The 23,073-nt window shown below is 66.6% G+C and carries 24 protein-coding genes; 17 read left to right on the top strand and 7 right to left on the bottom strand.

Annotated features, from left to right (window positions below; genetic code table 11):
- The first annotated feature begins 9 nt into the window (after positions 1–9).
- Entirely contained in the window at positions 10–1,176 is a 1,167-nt protein-coding gene (locus tag DQG17_RS03090) for a M20 aminoacylase family protein (RefSeq protein ID WP_116131306.1), read from the top strand.
- A gap of 86 nt (positions 1,177–1,262) precedes the next feature.
- Positions 1,263–1,631, top strand: a complete 369-nt coding sequence (locus DQG17_RS03085; RefSeq protein ID WP_116131305.1) for a rhodanese-like domain-containing protein — start codon at positions 1,263–1,265, stop codon at positions 1,629–1,631.
- Positions 1,632–1,662: 31 nt separating this feature from the next.
- On the opposite strand, the gene DQG17_RS03080 is transcribed toward DQG17_RS03085, so the two are convergent.
- The 3 genes from DQG17_RS03080 to DQG17_RS03070 form a co-directional block, all read right to left on the bottom strand.
- A complete protein-coding gene (locus tag DQG17_RS03080; RefSeq protein WP_198666014.1) occupies positions 1,663–1,902 on the bottom strand; it encodes a DUF1059 domain-containing protein in 240 nt (79 codons plus the stop codon).
- Positions 1,903–2,214: 312 nt separating this feature from the next.
- On the bottom strand, positions 2,215–3,009 hold the full coding sequence (locus DQG17_RS03075) for a DUF3445 domain-containing protein (RefSeq protein ID WP_116132557.1): 795 nt from the start codon (positions 3,007–3,009) through the stop codon (positions 2,215–2,217).
- A 164-nt stretch (positions 3,010–3,173) separates the two neighbouring features.
- Positions 3,174–4,037 (bottom strand): endonuclease/exonuclease/phosphatase family protein, encoded by an 864-nt coding sequence (locus tag DQG17_RS03070; RefSeq protein ID WP_157973504.1) that lies wholly within the window; start codon positions 4,035–4,037, stop codon positions 3,174–3,176.
- A gap of 126 nt (positions 4,038–4,163) precedes the next feature.
- Here DQG17_RS03070 and DQG17_RS03065 point away from each other — a divergent pair, with 126 nt between their 5' ends.
- From DQG17_RS03065 to DQG17_RS03045, 5 genes are all read left to right on the top strand, one after another.
- Entirely contained in the window at positions 4,164–5,372 is a 1,209-nt protein-coding gene (locus DQG17_RS03065) for a bifunctional alpha/beta hydrolase/OsmC family protein (RefSeq protein WP_116131303.1), read from the top strand.
- An 85-nt stretch (positions 5,373–5,457) separates the two neighbouring features.
- Complete coding sequence (locus DQG17_RS03060; RefSeq protein ID WP_116131302.1) at positions 5,458–6,399, top strand: nucleoside hydrolase; 942 nt, start codon at positions 5,458–5,460, stop codon at positions 6,397–6,399.
- 1 nt (position 6,400) lies between these two features.
- Positions 6,401–6,874: a GNAT family N-acetyltransferase gene (locus tag DQG17_RS03055; RefSeq protein ID WP_116131301.1), complete on the top strand. Its 474-nt coding sequence runs from the start codon at positions 6,401–6,403 to the stop codon at positions 6,872–6,874.
- A gap of 130 nt (positions 6,875–7,004) precedes the next feature.
- Positions 7,005–7,928, top strand: coding sequence for a GTPase Era (gene era / locus DQG17_RS03050; protein WP_116132556.1), 924 nt, complete (start codon positions 7,005–7,007; stop codon positions 7,926–7,928).
- A complete protein-coding gene (locus DQG17_RS03045; RefSeq protein ID WP_116131300.1) occupies positions 7,925–8,251 on the top strand; it encodes a DUF1491 family protein in 327 nt (108 codons plus the stop codon). The genes era and DQG17_RS03045 overlap by 4 nt, the downstream gene beginning before the upstream one ends.
- Before the next feature lie 105 nt (positions 8,252–8,356).
- On the opposite strand, the gene DQG17_RS03040 is transcribed toward DQG17_RS03045, so the two are convergent.
- Together DQG17_RS03040 and DQG17_RS03035 are read right to left on the bottom strand one after the other, a co-directional pair.
- Positions 8,357–9,253: a transporter substrate-binding domain-containing protein gene (locus DQG17_RS03040; protein WP_116131299.1), complete on the bottom strand. Its 897-nt coding sequence runs from the start codon at positions 9,251–9,253 to the stop codon at positions 8,357–8,359.
- The gene (locus DQG17_RS03035; RefSeq protein WP_116131298.1) at positions 9,250–11,034 is read right to left on the bottom strand and encodes a hypothetical protein; all 1,785 of its coding nucleotides are present in this window, start codon (positions 11,032–11,034) and stop codon (positions 9,250–9,252) included. The genes DQG17_RS03040 and DQG17_RS03035 overlap by 4 nt, the downstream gene beginning before the upstream one ends.
- Positions 11,035–11,561: 527 nt before the next feature.
- Between DQG17_RS03035 and recO the strand changes: the two genes are divergently transcribed.
- The 3 genes from recO to DQG17_RS03020 all read left to right on the top strand — a co-directional run bounded on the left by recO (position 11,562) and on the right by DQG17_RS03020 (position 13,705).
- Positions 11,562–12,293, top strand: coding sequence for a DNA repair protein RecO (recO, locus tag DQG17_RS03030; RefSeq protein ID WP_116132555.1), 732 nt, complete (start codon positions 11,562–11,564; stop codon positions 12,291–12,293).
- Between the two features lie 230 nt (positions 12,294–12,523).
- Positions 12,524–13,144: an NUDIX hydrolase gene (locus tag DQG17_RS03025; protein ID WP_116131297.1), complete on the top strand. Its 621-nt coding sequence runs from the start codon at positions 12,524–12,526 to the stop codon at positions 13,142–13,144.
- A 27-nt stretch (positions 13,145–13,171) separates the two neighbouring features.
- Complete coding sequence (locus tag DQG17_RS03020) at positions 13,172–13,705, top strand: YdcF family protein (protein ID WP_116131296.1); 534 nt, start codon at positions 13,172–13,174, stop codon at positions 13,703–13,705.
- A 150-nt stretch (positions 13,706–13,855) separates the two neighbouring features.
- Here the strand turns inward: DQG17_RS03020 and DQG17_RS03015 are convergent, their stop codons facing one another.
- Positions 13,856–15,550, bottom strand: a complete 1,695-nt coding sequence (locus tag DQG17_RS03015; RefSeq protein ID WP_116131295.1) for an acyl-CoA dehydrogenase family protein — start codon at positions 15,548–15,550, stop codon at positions 13,856–13,858.
- A 171-nt stretch (positions 15,551–15,721) separates the two neighbouring features.
- Between DQG17_RS03015 and DQG17_RS03010 the strand changes: the two genes are divergently transcribed.
- The gene (locus tag DQG17_RS03010) at positions 15,722–16,492 is read left to right on the top strand and encodes a sulfite exporter TauE/SafE family protein (protein WP_116131294.1); all 771 of its coding nucleotides are present in this window, start codon (positions 15,722–15,724) and stop codon (positions 16,490–16,492) included.
- Between the two features lie 118 nt (positions 16,493–16,610).
- Here the strand turns inward: DQG17_RS03010 and DQG17_RS03005 are convergent, their stop codons facing one another.
- Positions 16,611–18,209, bottom strand: a complete 1,599-nt coding sequence (locus DQG17_RS03005) for a phosphoenolpyruvate carboxykinase (protein WP_116131293.1) — start codon at positions 18,207–18,209, stop codon at positions 16,611–16,613.
- A 376-nt stretch (positions 18,210–18,585) separates the two neighbouring features.
- Between DQG17_RS03005 and DQG17_RS03000 the strand changes: the two genes are divergently transcribed.
- Genes DQG17_RS03000 through DQG17_RS02975 form a run of 6 tightly spaced genes read left to right on the top strand, consistent with a single transcriptional unit; the run spans position 18,586 to position 23,059 of the window.
- A complete protein-coding gene (locus DQG17_RS03000; protein WP_116131292.1) occupies positions 18,586–19,287 on the top strand; it encodes a response regulator transcription factor in 702 nt (233 codons plus the stop codon).
- A gap of 27 nt (positions 19,288–19,314) precedes the next feature.
- Complete coding sequence (locus DQG17_RS02995; protein WP_116131291.1) at positions 19,315–21,003, top strand: sensor histidine kinase; 1,689 nt, start codon at positions 19,315–19,317, stop codon at positions 21,001–21,003.
- Positions 21,004–21,016: 13 nt separating this feature from the next.
- Complete coding sequence (locus DQG17_RS02990) at positions 21,017–21,463, top strand: HPr kinase/phosphorylase (RefSeq protein WP_116131290.1); 447 nt, start codon at positions 21,017–21,019, stop codon at positions 21,461–21,463.
- Entirely contained in the window at positions 21,460–22,383 is a 924-nt protein-coding gene (rapZ, locus tag DQG17_RS02985) for an RNase adapter RapZ (protein ID WP_232829304.1), read from the top strand. The genes DQG17_RS02990 and rapZ overlap by 4 nt, the downstream gene beginning before the upstream one ends.
- Positions 22,380–22,784 (top strand): PTS sugar transporter subunit IIA, encoded by a 405-nt coding sequence (locus DQG17_RS02980; protein ID WP_116131288.1) that lies wholly within the window; start codon positions 22,380–22,382, stop codon positions 22,782–22,784. Before rapZ ends, DQG17_RS02980 begins: the two co-directional genes overlap by 4 nt.
- Positions 22,781–23,059, top strand: coding sequence for an HPr family phosphocarrier protein (locus DQG17_RS02975; protein WP_116131287.1), 279 nt, complete (start codon positions 22,781–22,783; stop codon positions 23,057–23,059). The genes DQG17_RS02980 and DQG17_RS02975 overlap by 4 nt, the downstream gene beginning before the upstream one ends.
- The last annotated feature ends 14 nt before the right edge of the window (positions 23,060–23,073 follow it).

Below are 23,073 nucleotides of genomic sequence, written 5' to 3'. Positions count from 1 at the left end.
GACATGTCCATGCCCGTTCTCAACCGGATCTCCAGCTATGCCGACGAGATGAAGGGATGGCGGCGCTGGTTGCACCGCAACCCGGAACTTGGCTTCGATCTGCCGAAAACGGCCGCCTTCGTGGCCGAACGGCTGCGCGAGATCGGGGTCGACGAGCTGCACGAGGGGATCGCCCGGACCGGCATGGTGGCACTGATCCGCGGTCAGGCCGCGGGGCCGGTGATCGGGCTGCGGGCCGACATGGATGCCCTGCCCATGTCCGAGGAGACCGGCGCCGACCATGCCAGCGAGACGCCGGAAACCATGCACGCCTGCGGTCATGACGGGCATACGGCAATGCTGCTTGGCGCCGCGAAATACCTGGTCGAGACCCGGCGTTTCGCGGGAACCGTCGCGCTGATCTTCCAGCCCGCCGAAGAGGCCGGGGGCGGCGGGCGGGTCATGTGCGAGGAGGGCATCATGGACCGCTTCGGGATCGAACAGGTCTATGGCATCCACACCGCGCCCGACCGCGAGGCGGGCCTTTTCGCCACCCGCGCCGGCCCGCTTCTGGCCGCGGTGGACGATTTCGACATCGTGCTGACTGGACGGGGCGGCCACGCGGCGCACCCGCACACGACGGTCGATCCGGTGGCGGCCGTGGTCCAGATCGCGACGGCGCTGAACACGATCCTGGCCCGCAATGTCGACCCGCTCGACAGCATTGTCGTCTCGGTGACCCGCATCAACGCCGGCAGCGCCTATAACGTGATCCCGGGCACCGCCACGCTGAGTGGCACCGTGCGCTGCTTTCGCAAGGACACGCAAAAGATGGTGCGCCGGCGGATCGAGGAAATTGTCGCCGGCATCGGGGCTGCCATGGGCTGCGAGGCCGTGCTCGACTATCGCGTCGATTATCCGGCCACCGTCAACCACGCCCGCGAGACCGAATTCGCCGCCAGCGTGGCACGCGAGATCGTCGGCGACGACCGGGTCGATATCGATGCCGCGCCCCGGATGGGCGCCGAGGATTTCTCGTTCATGCTCGAATCCCGGCCGGGCGCCTTCCTGTTCATCGGTCAGGGGGTCGGGCCCTACTGCCACCACCCGGAATTCGACTTCAACGACGAGATTGCCCCGATTGGTGCCAGCTTCTTTGCACGGCTCGTCGAACGGGCGCTGCCGCTGTCGGACTGAACGACGCAGCCGGCAGGACATTCGGCCATTGTCTGTGCCGGCCGGCGGATATATTCGCCTTGCATGATATGTAAGGCGAGAATGCCATGTTGTTGACCCTTCTGAACCCCTTCGCCCGGTCCCCCGATGCCATCGACGCCGCCGCGGCACAGACCCTGCTCGCGACCCGCGACGCGCTGTTGATCGATGTGCGCGGCCCGGACGAGATGGCGCAAGGCACGGCCCAGGGCGCGATCAACCTGCCGCTCGGCACGCTGGCGCACACCGCCGATCCGGCCAGCCCGAATGTCCACCCAGCGCTCAGAAAGGACCGGCCGCTGATCCTGTTCTGTGCCTCTGGCAGCCGCTCGGCGATGGCCGGCAAGCTGCTGCTGAAACTGGGGTATGGCGAGGTCTACAACCTCGGCTCGATCGCAGCCTGGCAATCGGCCGGCGGCAAGGTCGTCAAGGGCTAGGCCCGGCTGACGCAAACCCGGCCATGGCCGGTCAATCGGTGGCAAAGCCCTCGGCGGTCAGGCCCGAAAGGGTCGGCCGCTTGTCCGATCCACGGGCCTGTTCCACCCGAATGGCGGTACGTATCTTGTCGGCCAGTTGTTGGGTCAGCTGTACCCTGTGCACCTTCTGGGCGTGGGCGGCGGCCTTTTCCAGCAACGCCTCTTCGGTCCATGCCCGCACGACAAAGTCGCAACCCGGCATGATATCAGAGCATTTCAGTGTCTTGATCATGGCGTGTTCTCCCCGATCGCGCCCGATGAGGGGCGTCGATAGCACGTCATCCGCGTCGCGTCCACAATTCCCGACCGCCGCTTCCTTACCTAGGGGAAGGCACCGCGACGGCACGGTCACGTAACTCCGGGACTGCGATAGCGCAACCAGACCGCTTATCAGAACCTTCGCAGCGAACAGGACCTCGATATTGCGCGAGCGTCCCGCTGCGAATTGCACCACTCACGTGCGGGGGCGGGGCGCCAATCGGGCAACCGGAAGGCGCCTCGTCCTGACCGGTCTACAGTCGGGCGCACGCCGGATTGCAGGGGATCACACGCCCCCAGGACCACCGTCCCCTGCGAGATCGCGCTGGCGCAGCATCATGGTGTGGATCGAGAATACCACCGCGCGGCTTTCCGGCAGGCGCACCAGACACTGGCGCTCGGACCGTCGATATTGCGCGTCGGCCCCAAGCGGCGGCCGCTCGTCCTCTTCGCGTTTCGGGGCGAACAGGTCGGGCCGTATCGCCGGGTGCAGATTTGCACGCCAGAGCGGACGGCCCGGCTGGATCCCGTCGAACAACCGCTGCACCCGCTGTGCGACCCCCTCGTCATAGGGGGCGACCGGGCGATGGATGCGGACCAGCGGATGGCCCAGCTTCTGCGCCAGCGTCCATTGCGCGGGGAAACACAGCACCGCGGCGGTCAGGACATGCTCGTCGGCACCCTCGGGCTTTTGCAGCACGCAGAGATCCTCCTGCACAAGCCGGCCGAGTGTGGCAAGCGGCTGCGTCCGGTCGAGCGGCACGCAGCGCCCGTCGGGGCAGTGCATCATGGCGCCGCGCTCGCGGTGAAAGTCGGGCCGCGCGTCGAGCCGTTCGAGCACCGTGTCGAACAGTTCTGCCACCGCGGCCTCGGCACCGGCAAGCTGGCCCAGCACCAGGTCCGGGCTGGTCGCCAAGAGCCGTTCGCGTTCGTTCATCTGACCGGAGTAGCTGTCGAGCACCCAGATCCAGTCGTCGGGGTCAAGCGGCGCAACACCGGGCAAGGCTCCGAACCGCGCGCCGAGCCATGGCGCGTTCGGAACGTGGCGATTCAGGATCGGAGCGGACTGGCACACAGGCATTATCATGGGCGAAGTTAGTTGCGCGCGCGGCTCGATTGGGAAAGGCGGCGCAATGCCGCCCTCTGCCATTCCACGCCGGCGGACTCCGTCGTCGAGCCACGGCCCGCCGGGAAAGCGGCGTGTCCCGATCCGATGGCTTGCAGGTCCGGTGGCGGGACGACCCCTCAGAACCGGGCCACGAAGCCCAGATGGTCCGATCCGAGCATCGGCCGGGTCTCGGTCGCGCCGCGGCGGCCCGAAGGGACAAGGATCTGGTCGATGGCGATGCCGATCGCCCGCTTGATCCGGAACGTCGTACGCGCCCTGCCCGCCGGTTCGGCCCGGATAGCGCGCGCGATGCTTTGCACCGAGTACGACCAGCGCACCATGTTGAAATCCCCGGCCAGAACCACCGGACCGTCGAGCCCGTCCAGCACTTCGAGGATCTGCGGATGCTGGATCGGCTGGCGGTCGGGCCAGGGCCAGTGCAGGTGGAGCGAGACCAGCCACAGCGGCCCTTCGGGTGTGTCGAGTTGCGCGGCAGCCAGCCCGTGGGCGCAGCGCAGGCTGCCGGGCAGGATCGGCCAGCGCGAGGCGATGGCGATCCCGCCCACATGCTCGAACCGGCAGAGGTGGGTGTGGGGCAGGATGTCGGCAAGCTGCTGCAGCAAAACCGCATTGGCGGGCGTCACCTCCTGCAGTGTCAGCAGATCGGGGGCAACAGCGCGGATGTCGGCGGCGAGCGGTGCCACGTCGGGCATCTGATAGGACATGTTCTTTTGATAGAGCGTGACCGGCCCCGCGCGTTCCGGTCGAAGCCGCGCGGCCAGCACCGGCACCAACGCCAGTATCGGCAGGGCAACAGACCAGCCGGGCGCAAGCCCCAGCGCCGCACCGGCAAGAAACCAGACGATGCCAGCCAGACCAAGATGTCCGCGAAATACGGCCAGCGAGTCGCCCGCGGGATGCCAGCGCCCCAGATACCCGCCGGCCAGCGCCGCCAGACCGGCGAAGGCGAAGGTCCAATACACAAACGGCCAGAACTCCATTCCACTCTCCTCTCGGCCCGAGAATGTCACCTTCCCGTTACGCGGCTGACACAGGGCTTGGGTTTGATCTGCCCCGGGACCACTCTTGACGCAACACATCTTGCTCTTCCACCCAACGAGGCCGCGATGGAACGGATCGCTTTCCCGGGCGCCCACGGGTTTGACCTGGCCGCGCGCCTCGACATGCCCGAAGGTCCGCAGCTTGCCACCGCGATCTTCGCCCACTGCTTTTCCTGCTCGAAGGATATCGCCGCCGCCCGCCGGATCGCGCAGCGGCTGGCGGGCATGGGGATTGCCGTGTTGCGGTTCGATTTCACCGGACTTGGCCATTCGGGCGGCGAATTCGCCAACACGACCTTCAGTTCCAATGCCGAGGATCTGATTGCGGCTGCCCGCTATCTGAGCGGTCGCAACATGGCGCCCACCCTGATGATCGGCCATTCGCTGGGCGGGGCGGCGGTGCTGCAGGCGGCGGGCGCAATCGACGGTCTGCGCGCTGTGGTGACAATCGCAGCCCCCTTCGATCCGGGCCATGTCACCCACGCCTTCCGCGATGCCCTGCCCCGGATCGAGGCCGAAGGCATGGCGCCGGTCGATCTGGGCGGGCGTTCGTTCTGCATTGGCCGCGAATTCGTCCATGATGTGCTGGAAACCGACCTGACCCCGAAGATCGCCGGGCTGCGCAAGGCGCTGCTGGTGCTGCACGCCCCGCGCGACGCGGTGGTCGGGATCGACAATGCGACGCGGATCTTCGCCGCCGCCAAGCATCCGAAAAGCTTCGTGACCCTCGACGACGCCGATCACCTGATCACCCGTGCCGCGGATGCCGAATACGTCGCCGAGGTGATCGCCGCCTGGTCGGGCCGCTATCTCGATCTGCGCCCGCCCGCACCGCCGCCCGGTGCCCCCGAGGGCGTGGTGCGGGCCTCGGAATCCGACCGCCGAGGATACCTGCAGGACATCTCGGCCGGACCCTATCACCACATTCTTGCCGACGAGCCGCGCGCCTATGGCGGAAGCGACCGGGGGATGTCGCCCTACGGCCTGCTGGCGGCGGCGCTGGCGGCCTGCACCTCGATGACGATCCGCATGTATGCACGGCGCAAATCCTGGCCGCTGAGCCATGTCTCGGTCGACGTGACCCACGACAAGGTTCATGCCCAGGACAGCGACCTGACCGGCCCGAACCGGATCGACCGGTTCAGTCGCCTGATCCGGCTGGAAGGCACGCTCGACGCCGATCAGCGCGCCCGGCTGCTGGAGATCGCCGATCGCTGCCCGGTTCACCAGACGCTTGCCTCCGGGGCCAAGATCGAGACGCAGCTCGCAGACTGATCAGGTCCCTGCAATCGGTCGCCGCCATCTGGACATCCCGGGACGAGACCGCCAGTGTCCGCGCCGAATCCCCAGGAGCCCCGAAATGCCGCCGCGCAAGATCATCATCGACACCGACCCAGGCCAGGACGACGCCGTCGCGATCCTTCTGGCGCTTGCCAGCCCCGACGAGATCGAGGTGCTGGCAATCACGGCGGTCGCCGGCAACGTGCCGCTGGCGCTGACCCAGCGCAATGCGCGGGTGATCTGCGAACTGGCCGGGCGCAGCGATGTGCCGGTCCATGCAGGCTGCGACCGGCCGCTGATCCGCCAGCTGGTGACGGCCGAGAATGTCCACGGCAAGTCCGGGCTCGACGGTGTCGACCTGCCCGCGCCGACGATGGCGCTGGCCGCCATGGACGGGGTCGAGGCGATCCTGCACCATATCCGGCGCGAACCGCCGGGGACCGTGACGCTCTGCGCGCTCGGACCGCTGACCAACGTTGCCACGGCGCTGCGGCGCGACCCCGAGATCGCCAGCCGGCTTGCCGGGATCGTGCTGATGGGTGGCGCGTATTTCGAAGTTGGCAATGTCACCCCGGCTGCCGAGTTCAACATTTATGTCGACCCGGAAGCCGCAGAAATTGTGTTCAAATCCGGTATCGACATCACCGTTCTGCCGCTTGACGCGACCCACAAGGCGCTGATCACCGCGCCGCGGCTCGAGCGCATCGTCGCCCTTGGCACGCCGGTGTCCCGCACCGTCGCAAGCTGGCTGAATTTCTACGAACGCTTCGATGTCGAGAAATACGGCGGCGAGGGCGGGCCACTGCACGACCCCTGCGTGATTGCCTGGCTGCTCGACCCGACGCTGTTCAGCGGCCGGAAGATCAATGTCGAGATCGAGACCGGGAGCGATCTGACCCGTGGCATGACCGTCGCCGACTGGTGGCACGTCACCACACGCGAGGCCAATGCGCTGTTCATCGGCGATGTCGATGCCGAGCGGCTGTTCGCGCTGATCACCGAACGCCTGGGGCGGCTTTGAGATGGCAGCCACGCAGCCGACCAAGACCAGGCTTCATCTGGCCCAGCCCGACGACCTGCCCCGGCTGACCGCCATGGTCGTCGCCTTTCACGAAGAATTCGGCATCGCTCAGGATGACGAGACCCGCGCCGCGGCGCTGATCCCCTTGCTGGAGGGCAGCCCGCATGGTGCGGTCTATCTGATCGGGCCGCGCAATTCGCCGGTCGGCTATATCGCCATCAGCTTTGGCTGGTCGATCGAAATGGGCGGCATCGAAGGCTATGTCGACGAGTTCTGGATCCGTCGGGCGGTGCGCGCCCGCGGCATGGGCAGCGAGGCGTTGGCGGCCCTGCTGCCGGCGCTGCGCGAGGCGGGCGTCTGTGCGCTGCACCTCGAGGTCGACCGCGAAAGCCCGGTCGATGCGCTTTATGCAAGGCTCGGGTTCCGGATGCGCGAACGCTATGCGCTGATGACCGCGGTCCTGACCCGCGCCTGACCTGCCGTCCGGCAATGCGGCGGGCAGCGGTGCCGTCTAAGACAGTCTCGCGCGTGCAACGCTGCGCTGGCACAGGGCGGCGAGATGGGATATGCCCGAGGCCCTGAGCGCCCGCCTTGGAGGTATGGCCATGACGACACGTTGCGGATTTGTGGCCCTGATCGGCGAGCCCAATGCGGGCAAGTCCACGCTTCTGAATACCATGGTCGGGGCCAAGGTCTCGATCGTCACCCACAAGGTGCAGACGACCCGCGCCCGGATCCGTGGCGTGGCGCTGGAGGGCGAGACACAGATCGTCTTTGTCGACACGCCCGGCCTGTTCCGCCCGCGCCGCCGGCTCGACCGCGCCATGGTCGCGGCCGCCTGGGGCGGCGCGGCAGATGCCGATCTTGTCGTGCTGCTGGTCGAGGCGCACCGCGGCCTGACCCCGGGCGTGCAGGCGATCCTCGATGCACTTGGAGACCGGACCATGGGACGGCGGGTGGCGCTTGCCATCAACAAGATCGACCGGGTCAAGGCCGAGGTGCTGCTGGGGCTGTCCGAAAAGCTGAACGCCGCCTTCCCCTTCACCGAGACCTTCATGATCTCGGCCGAAAAGGGCTATGGCGTCGAGGGGCTGCGCACCTGGCTTGCCCGCTCGCTGCCCGAAGGCCCCTGGCTCTATCCCGAAGACCAGATCGCCGATCTGCCGATGCGGATGATCGCGGCCGAGATCACCCGCGAGAAGCTGACGCTGCGCCTGCATCAGGAACTGCCCTATCAGCTGACCGTCGAGACCGAGCACTGGGACGAGCGCAAGGACGGTTCGGCCCGGATCGACCAGATGATCTATGTCGCCCGCGACGGCCACAAGGGGATCCTGCTCGGCAAGGGCGGCGAGACGATCAAGGCGGTGTCGCAGGCCGCCCGCGCCGAGCTGGAAGAATTCCTCGGCCGCAGGATCCACCTGTTCCTGCAGGTCAAAGTCCGGCCCAACTGGCTGGAGGACGCCGAGCGCTATTCCGAGATGGGGCTGGAATTCAAGGACGGCAATACCGGGGGCCACGAGGGGTGAGCCGACTGGCTGCGGGATTCTGGGTGCAGGCCTATCTGATGCGGCTGCAGCTGGCCTGCATTCCGGCCTATGTCACGGCCCATGGCGATGAGACTGCGGGGGCAATACTGGTCAAGCTTTCGCGGCTCGACGGCACCGCACGGGTGTTCCAGCGCATCATGTCGATGGACGGCTCGCGGCCCTGGGACGTGCTGGCGGACGGCCCCGAGGCGGACGTCGATGCGCTGATCGCGCGTCAGCGCCGATCCGACCCCGACCTCTGGGTGATCGAGGTCGAGAGCCGCGACGGCCGCCATCTGCTGGACGAACCCGGGTTGGATTGAGGCGCCGCGCGACGGTGGACCGCTGCGGCGGCGGCGCGTGCCGGGGCGCTGCCCCGGACCCCGAGGTATTTTGGCCAAGAAGACGCCAAGGCCGGCTGGGTGCCGCTATTGCGGCGCCCCTTCCGGGATCCGGTACATCCGCCATAATGCCTCGACCGCCTCGGATGGCGACCGATCCTCGCCGAAATTGGCCGTGAAGCTGTCGGCAACCAGGGGCGAGCGGAACACCGAATAGAGGTTGCGGCGCAGCTCCTGCGACAGGCCGGGCAGCCGAGCCTCGCTGAGCGCGATCGCATAGGGTTCGTAGGTCAGGAATCCGCGGGCAGCGAAGACCGCGGGACAGGCGGCGCCGCTTTGCGCCTCATAGGCTGCGATCTGGGCGGCCAGGATATCGCCGTCGCCGAAGTAGAAGCTCAAATCGCCGTCGGACGAACAGAACCGCTCGATCCCGGCGCGGTGGTCGTCGACCGCGACCCCGCAGACCACGCGGTTGCGCCCGGGTCGTATCGCGCCGCTGTCGAGCGCGGCCTCGAGCAACCCCTCGGAGGTCGTGTCGCGCAGCCATCCGGCCCCGAGGATCTCTTCGCCCGCAGCCGCCGCGCAGCCCTCAAATCGGTCGGCCGGCATCGGCCGCGCCTGGGTCCGCTGGGCGAAGGTCGCGTTGGCGATGAAGACGATCTGGGTGAAATCCCAGCGTCCGGCGCGGGCCAGCGTGATCGTGGTCGGATCGCAGAGCATGTCGATCCCGCCCTCCTCGGCGCCGAGCCGGGCAAAGCGGTCGCGCGCCGTCACCTCGACCAGGTCGACCTTGTGCCCGCTTGCCGACACCGCCGCCATGCAGATGTCATATAGGAATCCGGTATAGCCCGCATCATCGCGAAACACGAAAGGCTTGGCATCGGCGCGCACCCCCATGCGCACCACATCGGCGAGCGCCGGCGGCATCCCGGCGACCGGTGCCATCAGGCCGAGAAACAGCATCACCAGGCCCCGGGCGATCATGATGCGGCTCCCGGCGCCGGCTCGGCCGCCGCGGCGTGTTCCGGGCGCTCGAGCGCAATCGCCCGCCGCATCGAGGAAAGCAGCGTCCAGCTTGATACCCAGCCAATGACGCCCGCAACCGGCGCCGCCAGCAGGAAGTCCCGCAGGCTCGCCTCGCCGCTGCTGGTCAGATCGACGACCAGCGCGCCCCAGGCCATCAGCGCCACCCCATGCAGCAGCAACAGACGCCAGCCCGGCGCGCCAAGCAGCGACTCGCGGTCCAGATCCAGCATCCGGGCGATGAAAACCCCCTGCAGCCCCCCCAGCACGCAATAGGGAAGCTCGCTGCGAAAGGCCCAGATCAGGACAGCGCGCAGGTTGTCCGCGACCTTTTCCAACCCCACCGCATTGATCGAATTTGCCACGTTCAGCACGACCAGGGCGGCCAGCGTGATCCCGGCAGATGCCAGAAACAGCGTCAGCAGCCGAAGTGCGGGAAACACCGGCGCCTCGCCGCTGCGCCGCGCCCGGCCGCCGCCGTCTTCGTGCGCCCCGCGCCACCAGATCGCTGACAGCGTCGCCGGACCATAGGTGAAGAACGCGGTCAGCGCGAACAGCAGGGCCGATTGCGAGGCGCCGTAGTTTGGCGCCGTTGTCGCAAGCCCGAGCGCCTGATCGTGGCGAAAGTCTATCCAAAGGTAGCGGCCCTGGGCATAGCCCCAGGCAAAGGCGATGCCGACCGCCGCCATCACCGACGTCAGCAGCATGTTGAGCTGGTCGACCACTGCATGTTCGGTGCGCAGCACGTCCTTGAGATAGTCCATGACGGCGCCATCGCCCGCCTTGCCGCGGGATTTCTCGAAATAGACGTACATCAGCGCGCAGACATCGTCGCTCAGATCGCCGGTGGCGCGGATCCGGCTTTCCCAGCGTTTGACGAGGGTCAGACGCTTTGCCTCGGCGATCGGTTGTGGCTCGGCGAGGGTCTGGCCGGCCAGATCGTCGAGATCCTCGAACATTCCCGCAAGTGCCGCGGTCACATCCTCCTCGATCAGCGCATAGCGCTCGCGCACGCCGGTATCGGGAAAAATCTCCTGGTCCAGCACCCAGACCCGGAAGGCGAGGATCTTCATCAGCGACTTTTCCAGCCGCGCCGACCACGCCCCCTTCCCCAGCGCCAGTTCCGCCGCATCGAGATAGCGCCGGATCTCCACCCGCTGCTCGTTCGCGACCCAGTCCTCGCCGATCTGCTGCAGGCTGAGCGGCGCGAGCGCAATGTCACGGCTGGCCGAGTTCAACGCCGAGGGGATCCCCATCAGCGCATGGGTCAAGGCGCGCAGCCGCTCTTCGCCACGGGCAAAGCCGGGGGTGCGGGGCGCGAGCCCGACCATGGCGAGGCTGATCGCAAGCGGCACCCAGGGCTCGGGCCGCGTGCCGCCGGCGGTTCCGCCAACTGCAGCCTTTTCGGCGCCGCCGGACGTGACCGTCGCGCCGCTGGCCGCGGGCGGCAGGTTGCCGCCACCTGTCGTGCCGGGCGCAAAGCCCCCGATCGCTGGGTCGAAGGCAATCACCCCCATCGACAGCAGGAAGACGGCGCCGGCATAGACCAGCGACAGGATCGTGGCATAGATCAGGAAGGCCCGGCGCAGCGCCGCGCCGCCGCGCAGGTCGGCCGGGTTCAACACCGACAGCATCAGCGCGAACTTCTTCTGGGCCTTCCAGGACTTCAGATTGAACTGGTCCCAGGCAAACAGGAAAATGACGATCAATCCGGCCGCGAAGGACCATGCAAAAGGAGACATCGCGCCGCTCCTCCAATGTCACGAATGACTGCTTCAGCAATGGCCGTCACTGCGGCGGCGATGGTCGTCCAGTTTGACCTGACCGAATTGTCACGTCCCGCACGCCGCTCGTGCCGTCAGCCGTCCATCAGGGGCAGGTTTGCACTGCCGGGTTGCACGGCGCATGCTGGGCAACCGCCGCAGGACCGATCCCGACCCAGATCGATGCGGAAAGCACGACAGCAACAGCCAGCGAAATCCAGTATCTCTGATCCACTTATTCCCTCCAAATTTTGGAACGAACGCAAAGCAAATTAAATGATACGATCAACAATAACTCTGAATTTATAGCATTCTTGCCCGATTCGTTAAAGAATTGAATTATCGCGGCCGCGCAACGATTGCCACCCGGGTCAAGCCGCGACTCGATCGGCACAATCGCCGCTTGCAACAGCCCGCCGATCCGCCACAAACGGACGAGGATGGCGCCCGGCCGCGCCCGGATCGCCCCGCCCAGGCGGCACGACTGCGAAAGGATGAAACTGCAGATGGACTGGCGCGACGAAGGCGCGCTTCTTTCGGCCCGCCCCCATGGCGAGACCTCGGCGATCGTCGAAGTCTTCACCGCCCTGCATGGACGCCACGCCGGTGTCGTCCGCGGCGGCAGCTCGCGCAAGCTCGCCGCGGTGCTGCAGCCCGGCACCCAGGTTGCCGTCGAATGGCACGCGAGACTCGAGGACCATATCGGCAGCTTCCGGGTGGAACCGCTGCGCGCGCGGACGAATGCCGCCTCCGACCGTCGGTCGCTGTTCGCGCTCGGATCGGCCTGCGCGCTGCTGGCCTTCAGCCTGCCGGAGCGAGAGCCTCAGCCGCCGCTTTACGCCGCGACCCAGTATCTGCTCGACGCGCTTGGCCAGGATCAGGGCTGGCCGGGTCTCTACCTGCTGTGGGAACTCGGCCTGCTCGAGACCCTCGGCTTCGGGCTCGACCTCTCGGCCTGCGCGGTCAGCGGCGCCACGGACGATCTCGTCCATGTCTCGCCGAAATCGGGCCGCGCGGTCAGCCGCGCCAGCGCCGGCATCTGGGCCGACAAGCTGTTGCCCCTGCCCCCCTGCCTGCGCGGCACGCCGCCGGGCTCGACCGCCGAATTGCTCGAAGGGCTGCAGACGACCGGGCATTTTCTGGAAAGACGGCTCGCCCCGGCGATGGGCAACCGCCCGCTGCCGGCAGCGCGCCGCCGCTTCGTGGAGGTGCTGGCACGCGAGGCCGCCCGCGAATAGGACCCGATGCAGCCCGAGCCCTCCCAGACAGCCGCGCGCCCCGAGCGCGTGTTTCCCGCTGCCTTCGGCTCCATCCGCCCCATTTCTTCTGTTTCCCAAATATCCCGGGGGAGTCGCGGCCTGCCGCGACGGGGGCAGCGCCCCCGTTTTCCCGAACCGGGACGAAACGCGCCATCGACGGCCGTCCTGCCACATCGCACCAAGGACCCGACCATCGAAAGGACCTCGACGTGGAAGACCTCTGGCTTGGGTATGCCAAACGCCTGCAGGCGCTTGCCGCCACCGGCCTGCATTATGGCACCAACGACTTCGATCTCGAACGCTTCGCCGAGATCGACCTTATCGCGCGCGAGATGATGGCCCGGCTCGGGCAGGTGCCGATTGCCCATCTCAAGGGGCTCGCCGAACCGCACGAGGGTTATGCCACCCCCAAGATCGACGTCCGCGCCGCGGTGTTCCGCGACGGCCGCGTCCTTCTGGTGCGCGAGAAGGTCGATGGCCGCTGGACCATGCCCGGCGGGTTCGCCGACATCGGGCTCAGCGCCGCGCAATGCGCCGTGAAGGAAACGCGGGAGGAGGCGAACCTGACCGTCCGCGCAAGCAAGCTCTATCAGGTCCGCCACCGCGCCCGCCAGAAGGACGAGCCCGACCACCGCGACTTCTACAAGTTCTTTTTTCTGGCCGACCCGAGCGACGACACGGCCCCCGGACCCGGACCCGAGACGCTCGATGCCGCCTTCTTCGATCCTGCGGACCTGCCCGAGATGTCGATGGGCCGTTCGACCCCCGATGACGTGGCCCGCGCGCTTGTCCATCACCACAGCCCTGCCCTGCCAACCGACTGGGACTGAGCGCGCGCCGAACGAGGCAATCTCCCGATGCCCCCGACCCCAACCCCGACCCCGACCGAACCGCCGAGCCACGACACGCTCGCCATCGTCATCCTCGGGGCCGCTGTCTGGCAGGACGGCCGTCCCAGCCCGACGCTCGCGCGGCGCATCGCACAGGGCGCGGCCGAGGCGGCGCGCCGCCCCGGGGCGCGGGTGATCGGCTCGGGCGGGCTCGGCCGCGAGCCACCGGCCGAGGCGCTGGTGATCGCCCGCGAGCTCGTCGCCCAGGGCGTCGCGGCCGAGCGCATCCTGACCGAACCGAGATCGACCGACACGTTCGAGAACGCCCGCTACAGCATTGCCCTGATGCGCGCCCACGGCCTGACCCGGGCGCTGGTCGTAAGCGATGCCTACCATCTGCCCCGCGCCATCCTGACGTTCCGCCGTCTTGGCGTCGAGGCGGGCGGAGCCGCCGCCCGATGGGACGGCAAGGCGCCGCTGCGCCGGGCGGGATACTGGCTGCGCGAGGCGGCGGCGCTTCCGGTCTATCTGATCCGCCTTGCCCGGTTGCCGCGGGACTGATTCCACGCCCCGATCCCGCCACCGAACGGTGGCCACGTCATTGCGGTCGGACGGGCCCCGAACCAAAAACGGATGGCGCAATCCCTGCGCCATCCGTCAAGTCCGTGTCATCAATCGGCATTCGTCGGCTTGCCCGCGACCGCCTCGCAGCTACCCCAGCAGACGGCGCGCAATCACCTGCGCCTGAATTTCGGCCGCGCCCTCGAAGATGTTCAGGATCCGGGCGTCGCAGAGCACCCGGCTGATGGTGTATTCGAGCGCAAAGCCATTGCCGCCGTGGATCTGAAGGCCGTTGTCGGCCGCAGCCCAGGCGACGCGTGCCCCCAGCAGCTTGGCCATCCCGGCCTCGAGATCGCAGCGCTGGTCGTGGTCCTTTTCCCAGGCGGCGAAATAGGTCAGCTGGCGCGCCACCATGATCTCGACCGCCATCATGGCAAGCTTGCCCGAGACCCGCGGAAACGCGATCAGCGCCTTGCCGAACTGCTTGCGATCCTCGGCATAGCGCGTCGCGATATCGAGTGCCGACTGCGCGACGCCGATCGCGCGCGCCGCGGTCTGGATCCGTGCCGCCTCGAAGGTCTTCATCAGCTGCTTGAAGCCCTGCCCCTCGACGCCGCCGAGCAGGTTTTCGCCCTTCACATGGAAATTGTCGAAGCCAAGCTCGTATTCCTTCATGCCGCGATAGCCCAGAACCTCGATCTCGCCGCCGGTCATGCCGGGCGTCGGGAACGGATCCTCCTCGGTGCCGGGGGTCTTCTCGGCCAGAAACATCGACAGGCCGCGATGATCGCTGCTGCCCGGATCGGTCCGCGCCAGCAGGGTCATCACATGGGTGCGGGCGGCGTGGGTGATCCAGGTCTTGTTGCCGGTCACGGCATAGTCGCCGGCCGCGTCCTTGACCGCGCGGGTCCGAAGCGAGCCCAGATCCGAACCGGTGTTCGGCTCGGTGAACACGGCCGTCGGCAGGATCTCGGCACTGGCGAGCTTCGGCAGCCAGTATTCCTTCTGCGCGTCGGTGCCGCCAGCGAGGATCAGTTCGGCCGCGATCTCGGAGCGCGTGCCAAGCGAGCCGACGCCGATATAGCCGCGCGACAATTCCTCGGAGACCACGACCATCGAAGCCTTCGTCAGGCCAAAGCCGCCGTATTCCTCGGGGATCGTCAGACCGAAGACACCCATCTCGGCCAGTTCCTCGATAATCTCGATCGGAATCAGCTGGTCCTTCAGATGCCATTCGTGCGCGTTTGGCTCTACCCGGTCGACGGCATAGCGGCGGAACTGCTCGCGGATCATCTCGAGCTCGTCTTCGAGCCCGGTCGCGCCGACGGTGATGTTGGCCGATTGCTCCTGCATCAGAACCACCAGACGGCTTCGCGCCGCCTGGCTGTTGCCCGCACGGGTCAGCGTCTCTATCGCAGGGGTCTGCAACCCGTTCAGGACGGCGCTGTCGAGACCCATGTCGGTGACCCGCACGATCTCGCCCTGGCTCATCGGGATGCCGCCGCGGATCTGGGCGAGGTATTCGCCAAAGGCGATCTGGTGGATCAGCTGCTCGATTTCGCCGAACCTGCCGGACTCGACCAACCGGCCGGCCCAGGCCTGCATCTGGCGCAGCGCCTGATCGTAGGTCGCAAGCCAGGCCAGCGCATGGGCCGCGGTCTGGTTCTGTTCGATCAGCGCACCCGAGACCTTGCCGCCGTCGCTGACCTGCGCACGCACCGCATCGGTCGCCAAGGCCAGAAGATCCCCGACCGGCGCAATCGCCGCCGCCGTCAACTCCAGCAAGTCGTTCAGAATCGGGCCGGCCGCCGCAGCCACGGCAGGCTCCTGTCCATCGTGCGCCATGTCTCTGTTCCTCGTTTCTCGATCTTGTCTGCACATAAGGCCTTTGCAGGTGCAGCGCAACATAGTTTCAAATTGCGCGGCCGTTTGCTCGGAATCTGTCCGACTCCCAAGCGGCTGTGCCATCGTGATTTTTCAGCTATGTCCCCGTCAGGACACTTGAGGACCGCCGCAATGACATCCGCCTTTCCTGCGCCGTTCGGTGCCCAGATTCTGCTGCTCGCCTGTGCTATCGCCTTTCTGGCAGGCTTCGTGAAAGGCACGGCCGGCTTTGCAATGCCGATGATCATGGTCTCGGGCCTGGCCTCGTTCCTGTCGCCGGAACTGGCGCTTGCCGGTCTGATCGTGCCGACGCTGGTCACCAACGGGTTGCAGGCGCTGCGCGACGGGCTGCCAGCAGCGCGCGGCTCGCTGCACCGCTATCGGTTGTTTCTGGGCATCGGCGCGATCTGCCTGATCGCATCGGGGCAACTGGTGCGCAGCATCGATCCGCGGGTCCTCTACGCCGTCATCGGCGGCATGATCATGTTGTTCGGGATCACCCAGCTTGCCGGGGTGAATATGCGAATCGCGCCGGGCCACCGGCGGCGGGCCGAGATCGGGCTTGGCGTGCTGTCGGGCACCGTGGGCGGGGTATCCGGGATATGGGGGCCGCCGCTGGTCGCCTATCTGACCGCAATCGACACGCCAAAGGCCGAACAGATGCGGGTTCAGGGCGTGGCCTTTGGCGCGGGCGCGGTGCTGCTGCTGGCGACGCACCTTCAGACCGGCGTGCTGAATGCCCGGACACTGCCGTTTTCGCTGCTGCTGCTCGGTCCGGCGCTGGCGGGCATGTGGCTCGGCCTGCGCGCCCACGACCGGCTGGATCAGGCCGGGTTCCGCCGCCTGACGCTGGCGGTGCTGGTGGTCGCGGGGCTGAACCTGCTGCGCCGGGCGCTGTTCTGAACTGGCGCCCTCCCCCGAAGACCCGAAGAGGCCCGCTGGAAAAGCAGACGGCCCGGGAAGATCCCGGGCCGCAAGATTGTGACTGGGCCGGACGCATCGCACCCGGCCATGTCCGCGGTCAGCCGATGGCGACGGCCTTCACCGCATCGGAGACGTAGGGCACATATTGTTCGAAGTTCTTCTGGAACATGCCGACCAGCTTCTGGGCCTGGGCGTCATAGGCTTCCTTGTCCTTCCAGGTGGTCTTCGGATGCAGCAGATCGGTATCGATCCCCGGCACTTCGACCGGAACGTCGAAGCCGAAGAACGGGTCCTTCTGGAAGGCAACAGTCTTCAGCGTGCCGTCGAGTGCGGCCGACAGCAGACCACGGGTCGCCTTGATCGGCATCCGCGAACCGACGCCATAGGCTCCGCCCGACCAGCCTGTGTTGACCAGCCAGCAGGTTGCACCCGAATCGTGGATCTTCTTCATCAGCAGATCGCCGTAGACTTCCGGACGACGCGGCATGAAGGGGGCGCCAAAGCAGGTCGAGAAGGTCGGCTGCGGCTCGGTCACGCCACGCTCGGTCCCGGCCACCTTCGAGGTGAAGCCCGACAGGAAGTGGTACATCGCCTGCTCGGGGCTCAGCTTTGCGATCGGCGGCAGAACGCCGAAGGCATCGCAGGTCAGCATGATGACGTTCTTCGGATGACCCGCAACGCCGGTCGGCGAGGCGTTGTCGATGTAGAACAGCGGATAGGCGCAGCGCATGTTCGGCGTCAGGCTGTCATCGTCGAAGTCGAGCTTCAACGTGTCTTCGTCATAGACCATGTTCTCGATGACGGTGCCGAACTTCGTGGTCGTGGCATAGATCTCGGGTTCTGCATCGGCCGACAGGTTGATCGTCTTGGCGTAGCAGCCACCTTCGAAGTTGAAGATGCCCTTGTCGTCCCAGCCATGTTCGTCGTCGCCGATCAGCACGCGGTTGGGGTCAGCCGACAGCGTCGTCTTGCCGGTGCCCGACAGACCGAAGAACACGGCCGCATCCTCGGGCTTGCCAACGGCATGGTTGGCCGAGCAGTGCATCGCCATCACGCCTTTGCCGGGCAGCAGGTAGTTCAGCCAGGTGAACACCGACTTCTTGTTTTCGCCAGCATATTCGGTGTTGGCGACAAGGATCAGCTTTTCCTTGATGTTGAGCGCGATGACCGTGTCGGTCCGGCAGCCGTGGCGGGCCGGATCGGCCTTGAACGACGGGATGTTGATGACGGTCAGTTCGGGCATGAAGGTATCAAGCTCGACCCGCGCCGGACGGCGCAGCATGTGGCGCATGAAGATCCCGTGCCAGGCCATCTCGGTGATCATCCGGCAGTTCAGACGGTGATCGAGGCTTGCGCCGCCGTAGAGATCCTCGACGAAATAGTCCTTGCCCTTCATGTATTCCAGCATGTCGGCCTTGAGGTTGGCAAATCCCTCGGGCGTCATCGGCCGGTTGTTTTCCCACCAGATGGTGTCTTCGGTGACCTCGTCGCGCACCACGTGTTTATCCTGGGGCGAGCGGCCGGTAAACTTGCCGGTATCAACCAGAATGGTGCCGCCGAGGCCGATCTTGCCCTCGTCGTTCTTAACGGCGTGTTCCATCAGTTGGGATACAAGCAGGTTGTAATAGACGTTGCCGAGTCCAGTGATGCCTTGGTCTTCCAGGCGTTGTGCCGGGTTCACACGTCCGATTGTCATATGATCGCTCCTGCGTCCGCTTTGCGGCGGTCGCTCCGTATCTTGTTCGATGGCGGGCGCAACGCCTGCCAGCCCGAACCACCCTGGCCCGGCGCCAACCGTATACCAACCTGACGCCCGGTTTGACACTGAGACACAAAGCGCATTTTAGCGCTACCAAGTCGCAGTTTCCCTGTCTGACTGTCGGGTTTTCTGTCACTGCATGGGTCCAAACCGATTTTGGACCGAATTTCGGCAAACGTTATTCATTCCTTTCCCATTTCAACATTCCCTAGGGGAACGATCCGGAATTGATTCGCTTCGCACGTTGATTCCGGTATCCGAACGCGGGAGAAGTTGCCGAAGCGCCCATTTCAAGCGGGATGAGGAAAGGCCCATGTCGCGCATCGCACTGGTGGATGACGATCGCAATATCCTGACCTCGGTCGCCATGACGCTCGAGGCCGAGGGCTTTGAGGTCGAGACCTACAATGACGGCCAGTCGGCGCTCGACGGTTTCAACCGGCAGATGCCGGACCTTGCCATCCTCGACATAAAGATGCCGCGCATGGACGGCATGGACCTGTTGCAGCGCCTGCGCCTGAAAAGCACGATGCCGGTCATTTTCCTGACCTCGAAGGACGACGAGATCGACGAGGTCCTGGGGCTGCGTCTGGGCGCTGACGACTATGTCAAGAAGCCGTTCTCGCAACGCCTGCTGGTCGAACGGATCCGCACCCTGCTGCGCCGGCAGGACCTGTGTGCCGCCGATCCCTTCGGCACGGCCGAGTCCGCCCAGACGATCGAACGCGGCCCGCTGCGGATGGACCCGCTGCGCCATTCGGTGACCTGGAAGGATCAGGTCGTGTCGCTGACAGTGACCGAATTCCTGCTGCTGCATGCGCTGGCCATCCACCCCGGCTTCGTCAAAAGCCGGGAGCAGCTGATGGACGTCGCCTATGACGAACGGGTCTATGTCGATGACCGCACCATCGACAGCCACATCAAGCGGCTGCGAAAGAAAATGCGCGCCATCGACTGCGGTTTCTCTGCAATCGAGACGCTCTATGGTATCGGCTACCGGTACAACGAGGACTGATCTCAGAATCGAAGGACACCCGGGCAGGTGCAGAGTTCCAGCAGCGACGCGGGATCGCGCCGGACGCCCGGCTGGGCGGCGCCGGAGGACGGCGCGCAAGAGCCGCTCGCCGGGCCCGGTCTGCGCCGTCGCGGGCATGCGCTGTTCAACGGCTCGCCGCTCGCCCGCAAGATCGTCGTCTTCAACCTTCTGGGACTGCTGATTCTCGTTGCCGGCATGCTTTATGCCAATCCGTTTCGCGAAAGCCTCGCGACCCTGCGGCTGCAGGGGCTGCACACCGAAGCGGCCCTGATCGCCGACATCCTCACGCTCCGGGGTTCCGATCCGCAGACAAACGGCACCGGCGATCCCGACCGGATCGTGGCGGAGACGCTGGAGGAACTGAGCCTGTCGCCCGGGGTCCAGGTCTTTGTCTATGCGCCGGGGGGTGGCCGGCTGGTGGCCACCACCGCCGCCACGACTGCGCCGCCGGACGCGTCGGGGCCGCGGCCCGCGACCGGTTGCACCGAGCCTTCGGGCGGACTTCGGCAACGCCTCTTGCACCGGCTCGTACCGGATCGGACGGATTTCTGCGACATCGACGCCACGAGCCTCGCCGGCCGGCTGGCCCCTCGCGTCGGCACCGGCGGTTTGGTCTCGGCAAGCGGCACCGACGCAACGGGCGAGATCCAGCTTGCCGTGGCGCAGCCGCTGCTGCGCGATGGCCGGGTCGCAGGCGTCGTAGCCGTCGTCTCGGCCGCGGGCGAGATCGACCGCCTGGTGCGGGAACAGCGTCAGGATGTGTTGAAGATGGTGATCTTTGCGATCCTGGTCTCGATCGGCCTCAGCCTGTTGCTGGCCTCGACCATCGCCAAACCGCTGTCGGATCTCGCCCGTGCCGCCGAGAACGGCCGCGAACCCGATGCCCGCCGGTTGCCGCCTGCGCGGGTGAGGATCCCCGACCTGACCGCCCGCCATGACGAGGTCGGCCGGCTCTCGGGGGCGCTGCGCGGCATGGTTGGCGCACTCTATGACCGGATCGACGCCAACGAACAATTTGCCGCCGATGTGGCCCATGAAATCAAGAATCCGCTCGCCTCTCTGCGCTCGGCCGTGGGCACGATGCGGGTGGCGCAGCGCGAGGACCAGCGTGAAAAGCTGCTGGAGGTGATCGAACACGACGTGCGCCGCCTCGACCGGCTGGTCAGCGACATCTCGAACGCCTCGCGGCTCGACAGCGAGCTGGTGAAGGAGGAAGAGGAGCGGTTCGATCTGCTGGCGCTGCTGGGCAATCTGGCCAGGCATCATGCCGAAGAGGCCTCCCGCCGCGGCATCCGGTTCATCACCGACCTGCCGGAGGGCCGGATCGAGATCCTCGGGCTCGAGGCGCGGCTGGCGCAGGTCTTCGTCAACCTGATCACCAATGCGCTCAGCCTCTGCGACGAGGGCGATGCGGTGCGGATCTGGGTCCGGCGCCGTGGCGCTCGGGTGCTGGCGGTTTTCGAAGACACCGGTCCCGGCATTCCCGAAGCGGCGCTGAGCAAGATCTTCGAGCGATTCTACTCAGAACGCCCGGCGGGCCAGTTCGGCGATCATTCGGGCCTCGGGCTTGCGATCTCGAAACAGATCGTCGAGGCCCATGGCGGCGTGATCTGGGCCGAGAACATTCGCCCGACCGACGCCGACATCACCTCGGAACCGCTCGGGGCGCGTTTTGTCGTCGGATTGCCGTTGTGACCCGGGGCCGGCCATGAGCCCGCCCGAGCCGGGGCCAGAGCGCAGCACGATCCTTCATGCCGGCTGTGTCGCTCTGCAGGGTCGCGGCCTGCTGATCCTTGGCCGGTCGGGCAGCGGGAAATCGGCGTTGGCGCTCGATCTGATCGCGCTCGGGGCAGTGCTTGTGGCCGACGACCGGACCCGGATCCGGTACCAGGGCGGCCAGCTCTGGGCCGAGCCCCCCGCGCCCATCGCCGGGCTGATCGAGGCACGCCACGTCGGGCTGCTGCGCCTGCCCTACCGGGCCCGCGCCGAAGTCACCCTCGCGCTCGACCTCGACCGGCCCGAACCCGACCGGCTGCCGCCGTTGCGCAACATCGACCTGCTCGGAAAGACGATTCCCGTGCTTTTTCGTCCTCCCGCTGGACATTCAACCGGCGCCATCCTTCAATGCCTGCTTCAACGGCGGGAGATTCCATGAACGACGACCGGCCCCTCACCGGCCGCCAGGCTCCGGCACCGCGGATCGTTTTGGTCACCGGCCCATCGGGCGCGGGACGCAGCACCGCGATCCGCGCGCTCGAGGATCTGGGCTATGAGGTCATCGACAACCTGCCGCTCAGCCTGATCCCGCGGCTGCTCGAGGGGCCTCAGCATGGCCCTGCGCTTGCCCTCGGAATCGATCCGCGCAATCGTGACTTCTCGACCGAGGCCTGCCTCAATCTGGTCGAGCGGCTGGCCGGCGACCGGGTCGATCTGCTCTATCTCGACTGCAGCGCCGATGTGCTGCTGCGGCGTTATTCCGAAACCCGGCGACGCCATCCGATGGCACCGGCCGAGGCGCCCGGCGTTGGCATCGCCCGCGAGTTCGACCTTCTGCAACCGATCCGGGGCCGCGCCGACATCGTCATCGACACCTCCGAGCTGACCGTCCACGAGTTGAAGGCCGCCATCACCGGCTGGTTCGATCTGTCGACCGGGCCGCGACTGGCCGTCTCGGTGCAATCGTTTTCCTACAAGCGCGGGCTGCCGCACGGCACCGACATGGTCTTCGACTGCCGGTTCCTGAGAAACCCCTATTGGGAGCCGGCGCTGCGCCCGCTGTCCGGCCTTTCGCCCGAGGTTGCAGCCTATGTCGCGGCCGACCCGCTCTACGACGCTTTCTTCGACAAGGTGCTCGATCTGACCCGACTGCTGCTGCCGGCCTATGTCGACGAAGGCAAATCGCACCTCTCGATCGGCTTCGGTTGTACCGGCGGGCAACACCGTTCGGTGACGTTGGCCGAGCGGCTGGGGAAGACACTTGCAGACGCCGGTTGGCAAGTGTCAACTAGGCACCGGGAACTTGAGCGACGCGCCGCCACCGACGGCGGCGCCAGCAGATCGGAGACGACGGGGTGATCGGGATCGTGATCGTCGCGCATGGCGGCCTGGCAAGGGAATACCTGGCCGCGGTCGAGCATGTCGTGGGGAAACAGGTGGGCATGCGGGCAATAGCGATCGCTCCCGAACACGACCGCAAGAGCAAGCAGGCCGAGATCTTCGAGGCCGCCAATTCGGTCGATACCGGTGACGGGGTGGTGGTGGTAACCGACATGTTCGGCGGCTCGCCCTCGAACCTCTCGCTCAGCGCCTGCAACAGCGGCGACCGCAAGATCCTGTACGGGGCGAACCTGCCGATGCTGATCAAGCTGGCAAAGTCACGTCAGATGTCGGTCCAGGATGCGGTCGACACCGCACTGCTCGCAGGGCGCAAGTACATCAACTGCTTTGACGGAATCCCCGGAAAGACCGACGCATGAGCAAGGCCATCGTGCAGCGGCTCGAGATCGTCAACGAAAAGGGCCTGCACGCCCGCGCCTCGGCCAAATTTGTCGAGACGGTCGAAGGCTTCGACGCCTCGGCCACCGTGACCAAGGACGGGCTTGACGCCTCGGGCGACAGCATCATGGGGCTTTTGATGTTGGCAGCCTCCCGCGGAACCACTATTGAGGTCGAGACCCGCGGGCCGCAAGCGCTGGAGCTTGCCAAGGCTCTGGCCGATCTTGTCGCGGACCGGTTCGGCGAGGGAATGTAGGACCAAGCGGCGAG

The sequence above is a fragment of the Tropicimonas sp. IMCC34043 genome, assembly GCF_003390845.1.
In the GTDB taxonomy this organism is placed as follows: Bacteria; Pseudomonadota; Alphaproteobacteria; order Rhodobacterales; family Rhodobacteraceae; genus Tropicimonas.
Note: the sequence above shows the minus strand (reverse complement) of the source record. Positions and strands in the feature narration are given on the sequence as shown.

Bases quoted from the DNA above. Each gene is read 5' to 3' on its own strand.
- DQG17_RS03090 (WP_116131306.1), top strand. From the start codon at position 10: ATGCCCGTTCTCAACCGGATCTCCAGCTATGCCGACGAGATGAAGGGA.
- DQG17_RS03085 (WP_116131305.1), top strand. From the start codon at position 1,263: ATGTTGTTGACCCTTCTGAACCCCTTCGCCCGGTCCCCCGATGCCATC.
- DQG17_RS03080 (WP_198666014.1), bottom strand. From the start codon at position 1,902: ATGATCAAGACACTGAAATGCTCTGATATCATGCCGGGTTGCGACTTT.
- DQG17_RS03075 (WP_116132557.1), bottom strand. From the start codon at position 3,009: ATGCCTGTGTGCCAGTCCGCTCCGATCCTGAATCGCCACGTTCCGAAC.
- DQG17_RS03070 (WP_157973504.1), bottom strand. From the start codon at position 4,037: ATGGAGTTCTGGCCGTTTGTGTATTGGACCTTCGCCTTCGCCGGTCTG.
- DQG17_RS03065 (WP_116131303.1), top strand. From the start codon at position 4,164: ATGGAACGGATCGCTTTCCCGGGCGCCCACGGGTTTGACCTGGCCGCG.
- DQG17_RS03060 (WP_116131302.1), top strand. From the start codon at position 5,458: ATGCCGCCGCGCAAGATCATCATCGACACCGACCCAGGCCAGGACGAC.
- DQG17_RS03055 (WP_116131301.1), top strand. From the start codon at position 6,401: ATGGCAGCCACGCAGCCGACCAAGACCAGGCTTCATCTGGCCCAGCCC.
- era (WP_116132556.1), top strand. From the start codon at position 7,005: ATGACGACACGTTGCGGATTTGTGGCCCTGATCGGCGAGCCCAATGCG.
- DQG17_RS03040 (WP_116131299.1), bottom strand. From the start codon at position 9,253: ATGATCGCCCGGGGCCTGGTGATGCTGTTTCTCGGCCTGATGGCACCG.
- DQG17_RS03035 (WP_116131298.1), bottom strand. From the start codon at position 11,034: ATGTCTCCTTTTGCATGGTCCTTCGCGGCCGGATTGATCGTCATTTTC.
- recO (WP_116132555.1), top strand. From the start codon at position 11,562: ATGGACTGGCGCGACGAAGGCGCGCTTCTTTCGGCCCGCCCCCATGGC.
- DQG17_RS03020 (WP_116131296.1), top strand. From the start codon at position 13,172: ATGCCCCCGACCCCAACCCCGACCCCGACCGAACCGCCGAGCCACGAC.
- DQG17_RS03015 (WP_116131295.1), bottom strand. From the start codon at position 15,550: ATGGCGCACGATGGACAGGAGCCTGCCGTGGCTGCGGCGGCCGGCCCG.
- DQG17_RS03010 (WP_116131294.1), top strand. From the start codon at position 15,722: ATGACATCCGCCTTTCCTGCGCCGTTCGGTGCCCAGATTCTGCTGCTC.
- DQG17_RS03005 (WP_116131293.1), bottom strand. From the start codon at position 18,209: ATGACAATCGGACGTGTGAACCCGGCACAACGCCTGGAAGACCAAGGC.
- DQG17_RS03000 (WP_116131292.1), top strand. From the start codon at position 18,586: ATGTCGCGCATCGCACTGGTGGATGACGATCGCAATATCCTGACCTCG.
- DQG17_RS02990 (WP_116131290.1), top strand. From the start codon at position 21,017: ATGAGCCCGCCCGAGCCGGGGCCAGAGCGCAGCACGATCCTTCATGCC.
- rapZ (WP_232829304.1), top strand. From the start codon at position 21,460: ATGAACGACGACCGGCCCCTCACCGGCCGCCAGGCTCCGGCACCGCGG.
- DQG17_RS02975 (WP_116131287.1), top strand. From the start codon at position 22,781: ATGAGCAAGGCCATCGTGCAGCGGCTCGAGATCGTCAACGAAAAGGGC.